This window comes from Pseudobutyrivibrio ruminis CF1b (genome assembly GCF_000424005.1).
GTDB lineage: Bacteria > Bacillota > Clostridia > Lachnospirales > Lachnospiraceae > Pseudobutyrivibrio > Pseudobutyrivibrio ruminis_C.
In genome coordinates this window covers 138,718-156,719 of the sequence record NZ_AUJB01000013.1, presented here as the reverse complement: position 1 = coordinate 156,719, position 18,002 = coordinate 138,718, and the positions used below count along the sequence as shown (strand labels likewise).

Genomic DNA, 18,002 nt, shown 5'->3' with positions numbered 1-18,002 from the left:
ACTGGGATTTTACCATGTTTTGCAACTTTAATAGTGTATTTTCTATGTAGATAATAAAATAAGATTATGAAAAACCAAATCTAGTTAAAATAATTGTCCAGGCCATCAGCAATACCCTTAGCTATAAGTTGCTGATAGTCATCTGTAACAAGCTTCGCTTCCTCATCTTTGTTAGACAAATACCCCACCTCTATAATAGTGGTAGGTACCTGACTCCAATTGATTCCAGACATGGAATCCACCTCTATAACCTGACGCTTTTTACATCCGGCAGAAGTAACCAACCCATCTAAAACACAGTCTGAAAGCTTTCTGCTGCTCTCATATAGGTTACCATTGTATGGATTATCTTTGGTTTGACAAACCGCAGACGCCCCATGAACCTTACTGTCGTCAGAGCCATCCGCATGAATCCTAACAAAGGCTTCTGCCTTAGCCTCATTTGCTATGATGGAACGCTCGCTGTTGCTGATATTGACATCATTAGTGGTACGGGTCATAACAACTGTATATCCACGATTCTCCAGTTCTTTTTGAACCTTAAGTGCAATATCAAGATTCAACTGATATTCTGTGACACCTGTATATTTTCCTGTAGTTCCGCCATCAACCCTCGGCTTTTTCTTGGTGGCCTCTGGACCAATAGGCTCCTTCTTCATATCTGCACGCTGCTGATGACCAGCATCAATACAAACCACATGACCTGAACCTGGAGTGATAACTTCAATCACAGGCTCAGTAACTAATTCCGCTTCCTGTACACTACTCTCTTCCTCAAGATTCTCAATTGGCTCCGCCTCTGAACGGATATCAACTATTCCCTTCAAAAGCACTGCCACAAGACAAAACAATGTATATATAAGTGCTATGCAAATGATGCGCTTTGTTTTTCTCTTCATAAATTGTGCCCCGCAAAAATTAAAAATGGGAGATGGCATTTACCACCTCCCATATATTATAACAAATAATTATGAATTATACTTGTACAAATGCAGGTGTATCTGCAGGAGCATCAAGAAGTTTCTTAAGCTCATCATCTACCTTTAACAATGTTATTGAAAATCCTTCCATATCAAGTGATGTCATGTAGTTTCCTACAAGAGTTTTATGAATTTTGATTCCCTTTCCATCAAGAACTTCCTTAACATGTTTGTTGGCTACAAAGAGCTCCATCAAAGGTGTTCCGCCCATGCCATTTACCATAACAGCAACTTCATCACCGGAGTTGTAAATGCCCTCAGCAAAAATCTTATTTAAAAGCTTATCAGCAATTTCATTTACTGTGCCAATCTTCTCACGGTTTACACCAGGCTCACCATGGATACCGATACCGATTTCGATTTCGTCCTCAGCCAAATCAAAGCTAGGCTTTCCAGCTGCAGGAACTGTACATGCATCTACAGCCATACCCATTGAACGTACATTAGCGATAACCTTCTCAGCAACACGCTTAACATCACCTAAGCTGCCACCAGCTTCAGCACATGCGCCGGCAATCTTATGAACGAAAATGGTACCTGCGATACCACGACGTCCAGTTGTCCATGTACTATTTTCAACAGCAACATCATCTGCTGTGATAACCTGATCAACCTCGATACCCTCGTCACGGGCCATATCAGCCGCCATCTCGAAGTTCATAACATCACCTGTGTAATTCTTGATTACAAGAAGAACACCCTTGCCACCATCTGCAGCCTTGATTGCCTCATAGACCTGATCTGGTGTAGGAGATGTAAATACTGCACCGGCAATAGCGCCATCAAGCATTCCTTTACCAACATAGCCACCGTGTGCTGGCTCATGTCCACTACCACCGCCAGATACAAGCGCAACCTTACCATTAGAGCCCCCTGCTCTTACAACAACATCAAAACCATCAAGTCTTTTGATGTACTGTGGGTAAGCTGCCACCATACCTTCAAGCATCTCATCAACGATGTTATCAACCCCATTAATAAGTTTCTTCATAATAAAATTCCTCCTCCTAAGGTATTTTCTTTGCACCACGGCAATCTTCTGCCGCCTTTAGGACAGCCTCCAGGTCGCTGCCCACCATGGCGCTTACTGCCGCTGCAATAGTGCCTTCTACAATTGGCGCATCTGCAAGTTTCACCTTGATGTCCTCGTCCTCTAAAAGTTCGATGGCAGTTTCAGAGCTCATTACTCCGCTTCCCAAATCAGCCAAAACCACCACGCCATCTCCATCATTTGCCTGACGGATTGCTTCGGAAATACGAATTGCATCTGTGCCAATAGATCCGTCCTCCAAGCCCCCTGCTGCAACAATCCCCTTATGTGTGGCAGCTATCTCAGAAGTCAAATCCTTTAATCCCTCAGCTATCTTTGGGCTGTGGGATACTAAAACAAGTCCTACCATAACAAATCCCCCATGTTTGTTAATTCGTATATACGTTATGACTTAAGGAAATCTCTGATGGTTTCCAATGTCATTGTAAGAGATGTAGCACCTGGGTCCTGATGACCGATGCTGCGGTCTCCCAAATAGCTGGCACGTCCCTTGGTAGCAGCTATAGTCTTGGTAAACTCTATACCTTCATTTGCAGCTACACAGGCATCTGTAAGTGCATCAACAAGGCTTGCTCCCCCAGCAAGCTTCTCTGATAAAACATCCGTGGCTGGCATTAATGCATCAAGCATTGTCTTTTCCCCTTTTTCTGCATGACCACGTTTCTGGATTCCAGCTATGGCAGCTTCCATTGCAGCCTTGAAGTCATCCCCATTAACTTCAGTTTTACCTGCAAACACCTTTGCTGCCTCCATGTAAGCTGTTCCATACAAAGGACCTGATGCACCACCAACAGTAGACAACAGCGTCATACCTGTCTTCTTTAACGCATTTCCGATATCCGCATCCTCTGGATCAACTTTTTCGATAACCGCCTGGAAGCCTCTGGCCATATTTACACCATGGTCAGCGTCACCAATTTCTCGATCTAAATCAGTGAGAAAATCTTTGTTTTCAATTATTTTCTCTGCGATAGACTTCAAGCAATCATAGACTCTAGTAGACATAAAAAATTCCCCCTTCTCCTCAAAATTTCGATACCTTAATTATATCAAAATTCAAGAAAAAGAGGGTAAGTTTTTTGACAATTATTTATACTTTATGGTTATATTCTCACCAACGGACACGGTGGTAAGCGAACCCGATACGATAGGCATCGCTGGCGCCAGATGCCCCACATCTGCATCCATCACGATAGGTACATTATATTTTCCAAGGATTCCTGTGACTGCGTTGTACTGGTCCAGTCCCATCATCTCCTGCTTCCACGCACAAAGTGGGCGTCCAATGATAAATCCCTTTGCATTTTTAAACCATCCTGCTCTGTCCAGATTCCAGAGTGCTCTACGAATTGACATAACATTTAAATCGCAGGCTTCAAGGAACCATACCACACCCTGGTCCTTATATCTTTCATTGAATTCAGCTACCTTATCGTACTTTGTTCCCACAAGATTAGCCAGACAATCCAGACATCCACCTGTGATAATTCCAGAAAACTCAGGAACACGATTCACCTCAGCTTCCCCCATAAAAAGACGAAGCTCTTTTTTCTCTGTGAGATTGTAACCCACAAATGGATGCTCCTCATCCTTTAACGATTCCAGCTCAAATTTATCAAAGCCTGAAACCTCCTGCTTCTTTCCAGTGAAAATATCTATGGCATCAATAAGTGCTGGCTCAAGCTTTTCCATTCCGAAGGCACCAATGCTTGGTCCATAAATGGAAGCCACGTCACAAATGGTGTTAAGTAAAAAAGTGAAATTCGTATTGTCGGAATACCCCATGTACCACTTTGGCTTGGCTGATTTTACTGCTTCAAAATCCACATAATCAAGAGACTCGCACATCAGCTCGCCACCACCACAGGTGATAAGCATATCATTATCACCACTGCAGTAATATTCTGTCAGCTCTTTTCCACAGTTCTCAGGGGTGGAACTGATTCCTATTCCTTCATTCTTGCGACAGTTAGGCCCCTCTACAATTTTGTAGCCCATACCTTCAAATCTTTTTTCAGCTGCCTCAAGACAGCTTTTGTATGGATCAACTGAGCAGCCAAATGATGGTGCCACAAGACCAATGGTTCCATTCTCTTTTAAGTATTCTGGATATCTCATTATTCAGTCCCCTTTTCAATGTTATTTTAGTAATTCCTCTATACCATCCCAGTCAAATCGCTTAACCATCTTTGATACACTATCAATCTTTTCTGCATCCTCTGCAGGAAGCTTATATTCCTTCAGTTCTGAAATAATCATTTCCATCATTTCATGATCCATCTGAGGAACGATTTCTCTCATGGCAGAGTATGCTCCTGCCAGTTTATTTTCTGGAACCTCAGGCAAATCATTATCCTCTGATGAATCAGCAGAAATATCTTTTATTGGTTTAAGCTTATCCTTAAAAAGCCTGTACTGGTTCAGTAGTTTTTCATGATGAGCTGTTATGTAGTCAATGTCATCAGACTTTCCAGCCTTTTCCATTTTCTCGGCAAAAGCTGAAAGCTCCATGGCACCAGTAATTCTGGCTGAAGATTTCAGTGCATGAGTCTTAATAGTATAAAGCTTAAAGTCACCATCATTATATGCATCTTCCAACACCTTGGTGTTTTCATCTATTGTATCAAAAAACAGCTCTATACTGTTAATAAATGCATTAATTCCTCCAGAACCCTTTATACCATCCTCGATGGAAATTCCATCAACCTCCTTTATCCAGGCCATATTCTCTGGGAATTCATCAGAAGTCTGCTTTTCAAGCTCTGATGCTGGACGTTCAGTTATCTTATCACCTAACTGATACATCATTGTATATTCCAGCTCCTCAGTATCAATTGGCTTTGCAAGATATCCATTAAATCCCTTAGACTCATAGAACTTATACGGATCAGTCATGGTGTTTGCAGTAAGGGCATATACAGGAACATCCTTGTTGATTTCTCTAAGCTTTATAAATGTCTCCAGGCCATCCATTCCTGGCATCATGTGATCCAGAAAGACGATATCGTAATTACCTGACTTTACTTTTTCCAAACATTCCAAACCACTGGTAGCAGTTTCAACCTGTACCTTTGTTGGTTTTATAAGCCCCTTAAAAACAGCCAGGTTCATCGTGTTATCGTCTACAACCAGCACCTTTGCATCAGGAGCATAGAACTTTGGAACATAAGGTCCCTTGGCAACATACTCTTCATGCTCTTTAAACTCTCCTATACCATCAGCATCCACTACTTTCTGACTGAATGTGAAAATAAACTCAGAGCCTTTTCCATATTCACTCTCGCACCAAAGCTTGCCATTCATCAGCTCAGCAAAACGTCTTGAGATATCAAGTCCAAGTCCCGTACCCTGAATAGAACTGTTCTTTTCCTCATCCAGTCTTTCGTATGCTGTGAAGAGTTTGTCTAAATCCTCTGTCTTTACACCAATTCCCGTATCTTTAACGGATATACGAACTGCACAATCTTCTGCAGATTTACTCTCCACTGTTACCTTAAGTGTGAATCCACCCTGCTCAGTATATTTCACTGCATTTGTGAGAAGATTCAATATTATCTGTTTCACCTTGCCTGCATCACCATAAAGCTTTTTAGGCAACTTGTTATCTATCTCCCAATCAAATGTCAAATCCTTCTGTTGGCTTTTAACTTTAATCATAGAAATAATGGATCTTAATTGTTCTTCAGGCTCATATTCCTGCTCAACCAGATGCATTTTTCCTGATTCAATCTTAGATATATCCAGGATTTCATTAATCAGCCCAAGAAGAGATTCTGCTGCATTTCTAATATCCAGGGAGCAGTTCACCACCGACATAAAATAGGATTTAGGAACACCTTCTGTATCCTCCCTAAGAATGATTTCATTCATACCCATAATAGTATTAATAGGAGTTCTGATTTCATGGGACATATTTGCAAGGAATCTGGATTTTGCAGTGTTGGCACGTTCAGCCTCATCCTTTGCCATCTGAATCTCAACGTACTGCCTTCTGATAACTGTTCCAGTCATGATTCTCCATACTATAAAGGCAACAGCTGCTGCAAGCAAAAATATCAATAGTATTCTCACGCTGGTACGTTCAAATAATCTTGGCTGCTTAATAAATTTAAAGGTCTCATCCTGCCTTATTTCTCCTGTGACATTATCAAGAATCTGGATATGCAGTACATAATCCCCATATTTAAGCCCCGTGTAATCCAATGTATGAAGTTGGCTTCGCTGTGAAGTCATACCTCCATCACCAACTTTATCAAAAAATACCTTAACTACAGGATTCATCATAGAGTAATCCATAACAGCAGGACTAATCTGAATACGGTTGACATCTGGAGGAATCACGTAGGTTCCAGTCTCATCTGGTTCAAGTTTTACATCATCACAAGTAACTGAGGCGATTCCCACTCGCACGTCGCAATTAGCATCATGATAGCGATTAATATTTACTTTACTTACGCCTGTCATTCCTGCTACATAGAGGTTTCCGTAAACATCTATGTCGCTTCGTTCATTGGCTATAGGCATACTGGTTAGCCCATTTGCCAGGTTATATTCTCTGTAATCTGTAACCTTGTCATCCAGCATCTGTTGTACAGGAACACTAAAAATACCACAGGACGCCAATATCCAAAGTTCATCATCATTGTCCGAATAGATATCAAAATTGTGAGTGTAAGGAAATGTTGAGACGTTAGTGATTTTCCCGTCTTTCATATATTCTATGGAATTGGATGTTGTAATCCATATAACATCCCTCTGGGAATCCTTATTCATTCTCATGACAACATCACTGGTAAGTCCCTCATCATGTCCAATTCTATCTATCTGTACGCCATCCTTTATGACATAGATGCCATCACCGTCAGTTGCCACGTATAGGGTTCCATCTTCTAATTCCAATAAATCAAGGACAACTGGTGTTTTTAATATCTCTCCATTCATAGAAAGAGTTAATTCTCCATCGTTAATAATGGCTACTCCTTCATTGGTTCCTACCAGAATATTTCCATTAAATCCGTTCCTCAGGCATCTGATTTCATTACTAGGTAATCCATCATGGGTTCTAAAAGATGAAATTTCTCCATTTGCAGACAGGCGAATTAAGCCCATATTGTTTGAGAAAACAGCAAACCAGACATTTCCGTCTTCATCATCAATAATGCATCTAACCCTATTGTCTCCAATAAATTCTGTCATTTCATTCGTTACAGGCCTTAAATTTTTATCAATAATGTACAGTCCTTCATCAGTACCCACATACAATGTGCCTTTGTGATAACAGGTAGCATTAACTACCCTATCCTCAATGCCTGCCTTTTCAGTGTAGTTAATGAAATTATTAGCAACTATTTTCATTACACCCTGTCTTGAAGAGGCAAACCAAAGATTTCCCTGATAATCTGATGTAAACATTTCAATCGAACTGTTTAAAGGCAGTTTATCAACGAGAACAAAACGATGAATTTGATTTATATATCCGACCTCTGTCTCTGAAGCCACCCAGATATAACCACACTCTTCAGTTATCCATTTCACAGATTTAAGAGGGGATAATGATATCTCCTCAAGTGATTTCAATGTGGTTCCAAAGTTGCCATAGTACAAATAACCGTACTCGGTTCCTATGTATGCTTTTCCTTCATTGATTGGATCGGCATAGACGTTAGTAATCTTATTTATGCCCAGATGACCATTCTTATAAAATGATGTTAGTTTTTTAGATTCAACAGAAAATATATCACCTTTTTTTGTGTAGCCATAAATGATGCCACCCTTACCGGTTGATAATCTAAGAATACGCTGTGTATTTAATAAATCACAATCAAAATTAACCACCTTCATTTCAGGAGTAACATAGGCTATTCCCTGAGTGGTTCCTATGAAAACATTCCCCTCATCATCCTCGGCAAATGTTCTGATAGATGAAGAAGGCAAGCCTTCCTCAAACGTAAAATGGGTCCGCACACCATCATCAATAACAACTACTCCGTTGTCATTTGTGCCGACCCATATCTTACCTTTTGAATCCTGAAAGATTACTCTTCCATTTGTCATACCTTCAGAAGTATCCTGTTTGACAAAAGAGGATCCATCAAATTTTATTACTCCACTGTAGCCACAAAGCCACATATATCCTTCATTATCAGCAAGGATAAAGTTAGACTCTGAGGCTGGCAGACTATTTGTGGCGTCGTAGATTTCTGCCATATAGCTGGTATCGCCCAATTCACCTGTAACGGCGTAACCGCCACCAACTTTTGTACTTTTTACATCCTTGGCTTCACCTGCCTGGGTATCAATATTTATAGATAAAAGGCATGTAACCAGCAATGCCACAACACCTGTCATACTACAAATTTTCTTAATACCCATATCATACCCCTGCTGACTATACAGCTCTTTCCAGGAAAAATACCTTTATCTTATTTAAAAATTCCTCCCTTGGCATAGTCTTCAAAAAATATCCCTGTGGCTTTAAATTTACCACCGACATTACAGTCTCTTTACTGTCATTTCCTGTAAGGAAAATAACTGGAATATCCTTTGTATCTTCTTCTGACCTGAGCATTTCCAACACCTGGTGCCCATCAGTTACAGGCATTTCGTAATCAAGTAAAATCAAATCCACTTTGTTGGAAGCAAGCCACCTCAGTGCGCGCATTCCAGATGTGGCCATGGAAATCTTATAATCTTTCTCAAGCCATTCTCTCATAACATTCAGGAAATTAACGTCATCATCAACCACAAGAATTCGTTTTTTCAGCTCTCCTGCACTGGCCTGTTTGTTGTACGAGTTGACACAGGAAATATATTCATCGTAATCAAGCGGACGGGACAGTTTTCTATAAATAAGATGTCCTGGAAAACCTTCTTCGGCTGCAGCAACATCAATTGGTTCGCCTATAAAAATTAATCTTTTATCATCATCCTCCAACCTGTCTATCAGAAATGTCTTAATATCCTCAGGCAGTCTTTCATCCTTTTCCATGTAAAAGGTCACAAGGGCAGTATCCGCCCAGTGCTTATCTATTTCCTCCACATCCATCGGGGTGTTAATCACATCTAAAGATGCATCGGTAAGTTTTTTAGTTAAAACCCTAATGATAAAAGAATCTTTATCCCCCAATATCATTATCTGATTCTGCCCCATAAAAACCTCCACAAAGGGTTTATAAAGTCATACTAATGGCACCAAGAAGCTCTTCCACCTCTTCGTCCGTAGGAATACCATCATAACAAAGTGCATAATCAATAAGCTGCTCAAAGGCACTATTCTGAGCAGACTTTTGCGGAAACAGTTCCTCGATAGGTTGTTTCCATTTCCCTAACATCTCATTCAGTTCACCAAGCTTTGGTGTAAGAACTTCCTTCTCTTTATTTACAAGGAATTTTGCCAAAGCATTGCTGTGTCCGCTGCTTGAGAAAGCGCCTACCAAATTGCCCTCTTTTAGGTAAGAAGGGAAACTAAAGGTACCAAGATTTGGCTTTCCAACAATATTTACTGGAATACCAGCATCCTTGCACATCATGGAAATCTGCAAATTGATTTCCTCATCATCTGTATCAACAAGAACCATTTTACAGCCCTGTATGTCACCCGGTGTAAATTCGTCCTTTGTCTTTACCATTACTTTTGCCCCAAAATCCAAAAGCGCATCAGACCTTCTAAGTACTGCATCAGTACTACCAATTACCAAACAATTTGCCCCAGTTAAGTCTATAAACATTGGAAAAAATGCCATAACTCCTCCTCGTAAATACTCCCACTGATTAGCATTATACCCTAAAAGAATGAAGTAATTGTTATCGCTTTTTTACAATTAAAATAATTGGCATGTGGATGCAGGGAGTAGGCCCTGCATCCACATGCCAATATACTTTTCCATTATTACTCTAATACATAATCAAATGAGTTTCCTATCTGGCCTACGCCTACGCTGCCAAACTCGATACTTCCTCCATTTGCAATGCTTGCGTTCCAGTCAACCGGTGTGATTACATAATAATCACCACTTGTTGTGACCTTTACATTCCAGCTAGAATCGATGTTTACCTGATTCTTATTTACCTTTAATGTCCATCCGTTAACTGTGTTTCCTGTGGCATTAGAAATCTTATAGCTTACCTGATAGCCGCTTCCCCAGTTATTGATTGTATAACTAAGCTCTAATCCCTTAACTGCTGGCTGTGGAACTGGTGTTGGAACTGGTGTTGGCTGAGGTGTAACTGACTGCTCAGCTACCTTCTCAAATACCCATTCCTGATTTGGATTGCCATAATATAACCACTGACATACATTGGTGCCTTCAACTTTTTTGTGCTCATAAACATCAATGTAACGCACTTCCTTAGAAGACTTTGTAGCAATAGTATAAACACCATTTGTCTTGGTATTCTTTAATAAGAACTTCTGAGCATCTCCGCCATATGCATTGTAAATACCAATATTTGCACCATCTTCAGCAGAACCATTTGCTACATCAAGCATGAAGTCACCAAGCTTAGATGTGAGGGTAATATATCCGTCATTTGTATTCCTAACATACCATTTTTGACCATCAAGGCCTCTTCCTGTTCCAATACAAACATTTGCACCAGCCTTAGCTGAATCACCTTCAACTGTAAGATACTTCTGTGAATTTGTATTCTTTAAATAATACCAGCCATCATCAATATGTGCTGTTGAATTCGTATTTACGTTTTGTCCAGATGGTGTAGGGGTTGGCGTTGGCTGTGGTGTAATCGTTGGTTGTGGTGTAAATGAACCAGGATTACCAAATGTCTCTGTAAATGCCTTTACAACTTCATCATAGGCTGGCTTTGCAACACCAATATTTGACCAGATAAGTGGCTTTTCATTTCTAATCCATGTCTCTGCATCTGATGGTCCCCACCATGTGATACATGAAATGTTTCCACCATTCTTTTTTGCGGCGTTAATATTTTTAAACAGGCGATATGCGTAATTGTTCAAATCATAATCGCCTTTGTTTGTGATATCAAGCTCTGTAATCTGCACTTCAAATCCTGCACGAAGGAATGAGTTAAGTGCATTTGTATAATAATCTACTGAAGGAAAGCCTGTTCCAAGATGTGACTGCATGCCTACACCCGCACAAACCTTCTTCCCCTGATTGATGTAGTTTACTAATTTTATCACATCATTGACTTCCATGTATGTATTGTAGTCGTTGTAGAAAAGCTTAACTGAATTTGTAAGCTTGTACTGCTCAAGTACCTGATATGCGTAATTAAAAGCTTTCTTTACATATACTGCGTTTGTCTTGTTGCTTCCGTAAACAGCTTCCCAACCAGAATTCTGAGCATGAAGTGTCTCATTGCACACATCCCAATATACCAGTGTGCTACCGTATTTGCCTGAATAGAAATGTCCCATTACAGACTTAACATAAAACTCAAGACGAGCATCCATAGTAGCTGTATTTACAAATCTGCCATTTCCTGAATAATTCTCTCTGAATAGCCAGGTTGGGGTCTGTGAATGCCATACAAGAGTATGACCTCTCATCTTAAGACCATTCTCATAGCAAATTTTTACTGCTTCATCAACTGTTCTAAAATCAATTTTTGGGACAAAACGCTCTTTGTAATTTGAAGGAATATAGTAACCAAGACGCTTTGCTTCATCAACCGAAATAAGAGTTGCCTGTCTACTTCCCAAAAGGTAATCAGGCTTCATTTCATTACCAAGTGTTACTATATTGGAATCCTTTTTGATTGCATTTACAATTCTTGAATCCCTAAGCATGTGTGTATGCACACAGTTTCCAGAGTACCCATATTTTGCTCCATAGGTCTCCATTAAATTGTAGCTGGCAGCGCTGACATCTACCTTAGACGCCATAAAAAATGTGCCGAAAACTAAGGCAAGTGCCAGTACTCTTGCCATCAGTTTTCTGATTTTGAATTTTTTCATACATCTTCTCCTTTTGTAAATTGTTGCCATACTTAATGCATATTCGGACTATTTCGCCGCAGATGTCCGATATTACGCATTATTATATTGTTCGTGCAATTATATTCTAACAACGCCCCAAAAGTTGCTCTTATCAAAAATTGCTTTTGAATACCTAAAAGTTGCTATTCGTAAGAAAAAAAAACCTCCTCACTATGAGGAAGGTTTTATCTATCCTTTGAACGATCCGCCACCTGAAATTGTTATCGCTTTTTTATAATTAAAATATTCGAGCAATATGCATTAACCAAATTTAAGGGATTAAGTATTCCTCCTGCGTTTCTAACAAAGTTCTTGTACTCATCATAATTAACATAATATTTTGATCCCCAGGAAGATATCTCCACCCACCGCTGCAGCTTTCCATCTTTCTCAGATTCAAACACGGCAGTAACAGTAACATAATGGCTGTTCACATCATCATATCTGTGCTCCATGTCGTGCTGATCCAGATAGGTATCCCTAAACTCACCATTAATATATTTGTAGAACTGGATTTTGTGAGATGGCTTCAGGTTATAGAAGGCCCATATAACTGGGGTATCTTCTGAGAGTGCCTGCTTCATTTTTTCATACAGATTTCCAACACCCCTTCGTCCCTGCCAATCTGGCTCTACCTTAATTCCAGCAGCCCTGCACTTTCGTTTTATATAAGAGGACATCTGCCATGGAAGCACGCCAAGACCTATATTCAGGCACAGTCTGGAAAGTGGATACATCCTGACAAACTCATCCACCAGACTCATGTAACCATTTTTAGTCACTCTGGTAATACCCGCCAGATACAAATAAGTATTCACCGCTGCTATGATTCCACAGCCATATTTATTTACCTTAGGCCTGTCATCTTCTGAAAACCATCCCTGATTGCCGCCAAAGTACTCTCTATGAAAATCTCTCACCAAGACAAAACCTTCTTCAATTCCAGTTCTTTCCATCTAATTCAAACCCCCACAGAATATATATTATCGCAAGTTAACGATTTTATACAGCTTTGGAGACTCAATGTGATAAAAATCACCCCTTTTTTTTCTTTATTAAATAAGATTTATCACTAGACCTCTCTCTATCCCGCATAGCTCGGTTTCGCCGCGATAAAAATATACCTCATTTTTGTATAACAGAGCATTATTGAGAAATATTTTATCGCGAGAACCTTGGAGCTCCGCATACTTTCATTAATTTGCGATAAAGCCAATAGCTAGAAACAGGAAAACTAAAAAAGGCCAATGAGTATTACCTCATTAGCCATATATGTCATTCAATTTATAATTTTAAAAACCAAAAGCATTTCCTATCAAATTTAATTCTTAAATGAATGAATAGGTGCAGGGATACGTCCCTGACGATTGATGAAATCTGCACAAGAGAACTTATTAACAGGCATGATAGGTGCATAACCAAATAATCCACCAAACTCTACTGTGTCGCCAACACCCTTGCCGATAACTGGGATAAGGCGGGCTGCTGTAGTCTTCTGGTTTACCATACCAAGAGCCATCTCATCTGCAATCATTCCTGAGATTGTAGTAGCAGGTGTGTCCCCTGGGATAGCAATCATATCAAGACCAACTGAGCAAACACATGTCATAGCTTCAAGCTTTTCAAGTGTGATTGCACCGGCCTCAACAGAATTAATCATACCCTGATCCTCAGATACAGGAATGAATGCACCTGAAAGTCCACCTACGTATGAGCTGGCCATAACGCCGCCCTTCTTAACCTGATCGTTAAGCATTGCAAGAGCCGCTGTAGTGCCTGGAGCACCAGCATACTCAAGACCAATCTCACAAAGAATATCTGCAACTGAATCTCCAATAGCTGGAGTAGGTGCAAGTGATAAATCGATAATACCAAATGGAATGCCAAGACGCTTAGAAGCTTCCTGTGCAACAAGCTGACCAACACGTGTAACCTTGAATGCTGTCTTCTTGATTGTCTCACAGAGAACCTCGAAGCTCTCTCCACGAACCTGCTCAAGTGCCTTCTTAACAACACCAGGTCCTGAAACACCAACGTTGATAATAGCATCTGCCTCAGTAACACCGTGGAATGCACCAGCCATGAATGGGTTGTCATCTGGCGCGTTACAGAATACTACGAGCTTCATGCAGTCAACTGAATCTCTGTCTTTAGAACGATCTGCCACCTGAAGAAGAATGTCTCCCATAAGGCGAACAGCATCCATATTGATACCAGTCTTTGTAGAAGCAAGATTTACTGAACTACAAACTCTCTGTGTCTCGCAAAGAGCCTGTGGAATTGAACGAATAAGCATCTCATCTGCTGTAGTCATACCCTTTGAAACAAGAGCTGAATAACCACCGATAAGATTAGCACCGACAGCCTCAGCTGCGCGGTCAAGTGTATGAGCCAGTGTAACGAAATCCTCTGGCTTCTTGCAAGCAGCACCACCGATAAGGGCGATAGGTGTAACTGAAATACGACGGTTAACGATTGGAATACCGTAATCTCTTTCGATTTCCTTTGCAACCTTATCAAGATCCTTCGCAACTGTAGTGATGCGGTTGTATACGTTTTCATTTACCTTCTTTAAATCTGAGTCGATGCACTCAAGAAGGCTGATACCGATTGTGATTGTGCGGACATCAAGTGTCTGCTCCTCCACCATCTTATTAGTTTCTAATACTTCCTGTAAATTTACCATGGATGCCTCCTAAAGTCTGTGCATAGCGTTAAAGATGTCTTCTTTTTGAGCCTTAATCTGAACTCCGATTTCCTCACCGAGAGTCTCAAGATCCTTCTGCACATCATCAAAAGACTTTGTTGCAGCATTAATATCTACAATCATCATCATGTTGAAGAATCCTTGAACAATAGTCTGTGTAATATCTAAGACATTAACTCCGCTCCCTGCTAAGTAAGTGCAGATGCGAGCAATAATTCCAACTGTGTCTTTACCAACCACGGTAATAATAACTTTGTTTTCCATAAGAATTCTCCTTATAATGTAATTTTTTCTGATACCTCTGAACGGGATGCCACTGTGATGTCAAAGTCCGCAGCGTTGTACGGTGTACTTTGATCCATGGTTACCTCAAGGCGTACTGTCTCATATGCCAAATCTGGATAGTTGTTTTCGTGACTGAGATGACCCAAGAAAATATGCTTCATATCGTCATGTAAAATCTGACTGAGAAGCTTTCCACTTGCCTCATTGGAAAGATGTCCATAATTTCCTAAAATACGCTGTTTAAGTGGATAAGGATATGAACCAACCTCCAACATGTGGATATCATGATTTGCTTCAAGCAAAAGAGCATCCAAATTTGTTAAATTATCAACAATATAGGCATCATAATAACCTAAGTCAGTACATACTGCAACCTTAGAATTATCATTTTCTATACGATATGCAACTGGGTCTGCCGCATCATGGCTAATACGAAATGGGTGAATCTTAAGACTACCTATAGAGAAATCCTCGTCAGGCTTGATGACATTGAAAAGTGTGTCATCTACAACCCCGAGACTTTTCATAGAACGTATTGCTCTGATGGTAGGAGCAGTAGCGTAAATCGGTATATGGTATTTGCGGGCGATGACTCCAAGCCCAGATACGTGATCTGAATGCTCGTGAGTCACCAGAAGCCCTGCCATATCGGCGGTGGTGTAATCATATTTGTTCATCCCCGCCTCTATGCGCTTTCCTGAAATACCTGCATCGATCATTACATGTGTGCTGTCGTCTCCAACACAAATGCAGTTACCGCTGCTACCACTTGCAATACTAAAAAAATCCATTATAAATATATCTACTTTCTATAAAATTTCCAAAAAACGGGAAAGCAGCGCCCATTATAATTGCCTTCGGCAAGGGCGCGCTGTGGCAAACAGGTTCTCCCCCTTCGGGGTCCCCCCTATTATGCATATTAGGCTCGGTTTAAAGCACCATTATCCCAATACACTTCCACTTGATCATTCTCATGAAGCTCATCAGAATAACCGCACTTATGTCCATTAATCTTTGTAATGAGTGGACGTCCATTGCTCTCATTAGGATCGAAGTTGATTACATTGTAGATATCTACAAAGATGTAATCCTTCTTTCCACAAAGCACTCTCTTCTTTCCATTGATGGTGATTGGAAGCTCTGTGGCTTCATCCTTCATCTTGGTGTGAACGTCTGTGATGGTCTCTGGTGCAACATCAATGTCGTAATCCTCTGGCATGCCTTCACCTTCCTCTGCAAGATAATCTCCTGCATAGGCCACTGGAGTGGTGGTAGTCCAATCGATAACGAAGTTCTCGTAAACAAGGGACTCAAGGCTTGATGGACGATGATTAACAAGAATCTCATATCGATCATCGATGGTCACGTCCATAAACTCTGCCAACTGACCAACTGTATAGAATGGACGTGTTTCAATAACATCTCCATCCTTAACTGAATATGTAGGTGGCTCCATAGAGCCATTAACCTCAACAAATTTAGGACACTTTACTCTGTGTCCACAAACTGTGAAATACAGATACTCTGTAGTGAATTCCTCTAAATCAGCGATAGTGCCATTGCCACCTGCGCCAACAGTAGAAGGAACAAACTCCACATCACAGTTGAACTCCAGTGGAGTATTAATTCCAACTGGCTTTCCATTCATCTTTACAACTGCAGACTCGCCCTCGATACCACGAATCATACGTGATATGCCATTGACTGTGAAATTGATTTCCTTTCCACGTCGTGGGAACAACTGCTCAGCTGAGAAACCTGCCTGCATAGCAGCATCCACAATTGTAAGCTGTCCATTATCGTAAAGCTTCATCATCTCACCGTTAAAGTGAATCATGATGAAGTTGTTCTTTGTCTCATAGTAATTCAGGCAGATACCAATTGGAGTAACAAGAAGGGAATCCTTCTTAATGTCATCCTGTTCGAAGACAACGTTCTTCATAACCTCTTCACCGCGAAGAGCAACACGTTCAGCGACGATATCCAAATCCTTGGCAAGTGCCTCGGTGAAGCCATGAATCTTTCCGCCTCCACCAACAACGAAAGCTGCTGAAACAGATTTGTCTCCATTGAGCTCCTTAATCTTTGATGCAACCTCAGTTGCAATCTTTTCCATAATAGGATTAGTGAGCTTGTAAACTTCCTCAGATTTGATGGTGTGGCTGATGCCCATGATATCCTCGTATGTGATATCTCCACCTTCTGTCGAAGCTCTCTTAATCTGTTCTGCAGTAGCAAAATCAACAAGATATTCATGAACCAGAACCTCAGTAAGCTCATCACCAGCCATAGGAATCATGCCGTAAGCAATGATACTTCCGTCTCTTGTGACACAGATATCGGATGTACCTGCGCCCACATCGATAAGGGCAATATTAAGCATTCTGAAATTCTGTGGAATAGCAACGTTAATAGCTGCAATAGGCTCCAATGTAAGATTGGCAACTGTAAGACCAGCTTTGCCAACAGCAGCATAAAGACCATCTACTACATCCTCTGGAAGGAAGGTAACGATGATATCCTCACCGATAACATCGGCCTTGTGATCCTCAAGAGATGAGAATGCATCTCCATTAAGATAATATCTGACCGTAGAATAACCTACGCAGAAGAACTTGTATTTATCGTCCTCGGCACCGCCTTTGATTTCCTTACCTGCCTGCTCGATTCCAAGCATGTCAAGAGTATGTAAATCCTCACCAGAAACAACAGTCTCCTCTGGGAATTCCAAATCAACGTGTGTGGTAATGGTACGGAGCACACGACCAGCGGCAGCTATACAAACCTCTGTAAGTGTGAGGCCTGTCATACTTTCAAGCTCCTTTTTAACCTCGTCACATGTGGCGCCAACTCGACCTATATCGTGAATCTGTCCGTCCAGCATGGCACGTGTATCGTGCTCACGTAACGTCTGGGCGATGACATGAAATTCATCCCCTTCCAGGCAGCCAACTGTACCGATGACATTTCTTGTACCAATATCTAAGCCAAAAACAATGTCCTTCTTTTCCATAGTAAAAA

At 40.8% G+C, this 18,002-nt stretch carries 14 protein-coding genes; all 14 read right to left on the bottom strand.

Translation table 11 applies throughout. The features are described from left to right. Positions 1 to 80: 80 nt before the first annotated feature. Positions 81 to 899 (bottom strand): N-acetylmuramoyl-L-alanine amidase family protein, encoded by an 819-nt coding sequence (locus G592_RS0112425; protein ID WP_028248099.1) that lies wholly within the window; start codon positions 897 to 899, stop codon positions 81 to 83. A 76-nt stretch (positions 900 to 975) separates the two neighbouring features. Next, positions 976 to 1,971 (bottom strand): dihydroxyacetone kinase subunit DhaK, encoded by a 996-nt coding sequence (dhaK, locus tag G592_RS0112420; RefSeq protein ID WP_028248098.1) that lies wholly within the window; start codon positions 1,969 to 1,971, stop codon positions 976 to 978. A 16-nt stretch (positions 1,972 to 1,987) separates the two neighbouring features. Next, positions 1,988 to 2,380 (bottom strand): dihydroxyacetone kinase phosphoryl donor subunit DhaM, encoded by a 393-nt coding sequence (gene dhaM, locus G592_RS0112415; protein ID WP_028248097.1) that lies wholly within the window; start codon positions 2,378 to 2,380, stop codon positions 1,988 to 1,990. A gap of 35 nt (positions 2,381 to 2,415) precedes the next feature. Beyond that, positions 2,416 to 3,036, bottom strand: a complete 621-nt coding sequence (dhaL, locus tag G592_RS0112410) for a dihydroxyacetone kinase subunit DhaL (RefSeq protein ID WP_028248096.1) — start codon at positions 3,034 to 3,036, stop codon at positions 2,416 to 2,418. 81 nt (positions 3,037 to 3,117) lie between these two features. Further along, a complete protein-coding gene (locus G592_RS0112405) occupies positions 3,118 to 4,149 on the bottom strand; it encodes a S66 family peptidase (RefSeq protein ID WP_028248095.1) in 1,032 nt (343 codons plus the stop codon). 21 nt (positions 4,150 to 4,170) lie between these two features. Beyond that, a complete protein-coding gene (locus G592_RS16530; protein WP_051194913.1) occupies positions 4,171 to 8,403 on the bottom strand; it encodes an ATP-binding protein in 4,233 nt (1,410 codons plus the stop codon). 16 nt (positions 8,404 to 8,419) lie between these two features. Further along, positions 8,420 to 9,181: a response regulator gene (locus G592_RS17170; protein WP_051194912.1), complete on the bottom strand. Its 762-nt coding sequence runs from the start codon at positions 9,179 to 9,181 to the stop codon at positions 8,420 to 8,422. Positions 9,182 to 9,200: 19 nt separating this feature from the next. After that, positions 9,201 to 9,773 carry a precorrin-2 dehydrogenase/sirohydrochlorin ferrochelatase family protein gene (locus tag G592_RS0112390; RefSeq protein ID WP_028248094.1) on the bottom strand — a complete coding sequence of 191 codons (573 nt, stop codon included), beginning with the start codon at positions 9,771 to 9,773 and terminating at the stop codon, positions 9,201 to 9,203. Positions 9,774 to 9,919: 146 nt separating this feature from the next. Then, positions 9,920 to 11,968 (bottom strand): endo-1,4-beta-xylanase, encoded by a 2,049-nt coding sequence (locus G592_RS17165; RefSeq protein ID WP_028248093.1) that lies wholly within the window; start codon positions 11,966 to 11,968, stop codon positions 9,920 to 9,922. Between the two features lie 242 nt (positions 11,969 to 12,210). Then, positions 12,211 to 12,945, bottom strand: coding sequence for a hypothetical protein (locus tag G592_RS0112380; RefSeq protein WP_028248092.1), 735 nt, complete (start codon positions 12,943 to 12,945; stop codon positions 12,211 to 12,213). A gap of 365 nt (positions 12,946 to 13,310) precedes the next feature. Beyond that, on the bottom strand, positions 13,311 to 14,675 hold the full coding sequence (locus G592_RS0112375; protein WP_028248091.1) for a PFL family protein: 1,365 nt from the start codon (positions 14,673 to 14,675) through the stop codon (positions 13,311 to 13,313). A 9-nt stretch (positions 14,676 to 14,684) separates the two neighbouring features. Next, positions 14,685 to 14,960: an ACT domain-containing protein gene (locus tag G592_RS0112370; protein WP_028248090.1), complete on the bottom strand. Its 276-nt coding sequence runs from the start codon at positions 14,958 to 14,960 to the stop codon at positions 14,685 to 14,687. 11 nt (positions 14,961 to 14,971) lie between these two features. Next, positions 14,972 to 15,772 carry an MBL fold metallo-hydrolase gene (locus G592_RS0112365; protein ID WP_028248089.1) on the bottom strand — a complete coding sequence of 267 codons (801 nt, stop codon included), beginning with the start codon at positions 15,770 to 15,772 and terminating at the stop codon, positions 14,972 to 14,974. Between the two features lie 128 nt (positions 15,773 to 15,900). Beyond that, the gene (locus G592_RS0112360) at positions 15,901 to 17,994 is read right to left on the bottom strand and encodes a cell division FtsA domain-containing protein (protein ID WP_028248088.1); all 2,094 of its coding nucleotides are present in this window, start codon (positions 17,992 to 17,994) and stop codon (positions 15,901 to 15,903) included. Between the last annotated feature and the right edge of the window lie 8 nt (positions 17,995 to 18,002).

Bases quoted from the DNA above. Each gene is read 5' to 3' on its own strand.
- G592_RS0112365 (WP_028248089.1), bottom strand. From the start codon at position 15,772: ATGGATTTTTTTAGTATTGCAAGTGGTAGCAGCGGTAACTGCATTTGT.
- G592_RS17170 (WP_051194912.1), bottom strand. From the start codon at position 9,181: ATGGGGCAGAATCAGATAATGATATTGGGGGATAAAGATTCTTTTATC.
- dhaK (WP_028248098.1), bottom strand. From the start codon at position 1,971: ATGAAGAAACTTATTAATGGGGTTGATAACATCGTTGATGAGATGCTT.
- G592_RS0112380 (WP_028248092.1), bottom strand. From the start codon at position 12,945: ATGGAAAGAACTGGAATTGAAGAAGGTTTTGTCTTGGTGAGAGATTTT.
- G592_RS0112360 (WP_028248088.1), bottom strand. From the start codon at position 17,994: ATGGAAAAGAAGGACATTGTTTTTGGCTTAGATATTGGTACAAGAAAT.
- G592_RS0112370 (WP_028248090.1), bottom strand. From the start codon at position 14,960: ATGGAAAACAAAGTTATTATTACCGTGGTTGGTAAAGACACAGTTGGA.
- G592_RS0112425 (WP_028248099.1), bottom strand. From the start codon at position 899: ATGAAGAGAAAAACAAAGCGCATCATTTGCATAGCACTTATATATACA.
- G592_RS17165 (WP_028248093.1), bottom strand. From the start codon at position 11,968: ATGAAAAAATTCAAAATCAGAAAACTGATGGCAAGAGTACTGGCACTT.
- G592_RS0112375 (WP_028248091.1), bottom strand. From the start codon at position 14,675: ATGGTAAATTTACAGGAAGTATTAGAAACTAATAAGATGGTGGAGGAG.
- dhaL (WP_028248096.1), bottom strand. From the start codon at position 3,036: ATGTCTACTAGAGTCTATGATTGCTTGAAGTCTATCGCAGAGAAAATA.
- dhaM (WP_028248097.1), bottom strand. From the start codon at position 2,380: ATGGTAGGACTTGTTTTAGTATCCCACAGCCCAAAGATAGCTGAGGGA.
- G592_RS0112405 (WP_028248095.1), bottom strand. From the start codon at position 4,149: ATGAGATATCCAGAATACTTAAAAGAGAATGGAACCATTGGTCTTGTG.
- G592_RS0112390 (WP_028248094.1), bottom strand. From the start codon at position 9,773: ATGGCATTTTTTCCAATGTTTATAGACTTAACTGGGGCAAATTGTTTG.
- G592_RS16530 (WP_051194913.1), bottom strand. From the start codon at position 8,403: ATGGGTATTAAGAAAATTTGTAGTATGACAGGTGTTGTGGCATTGCTG.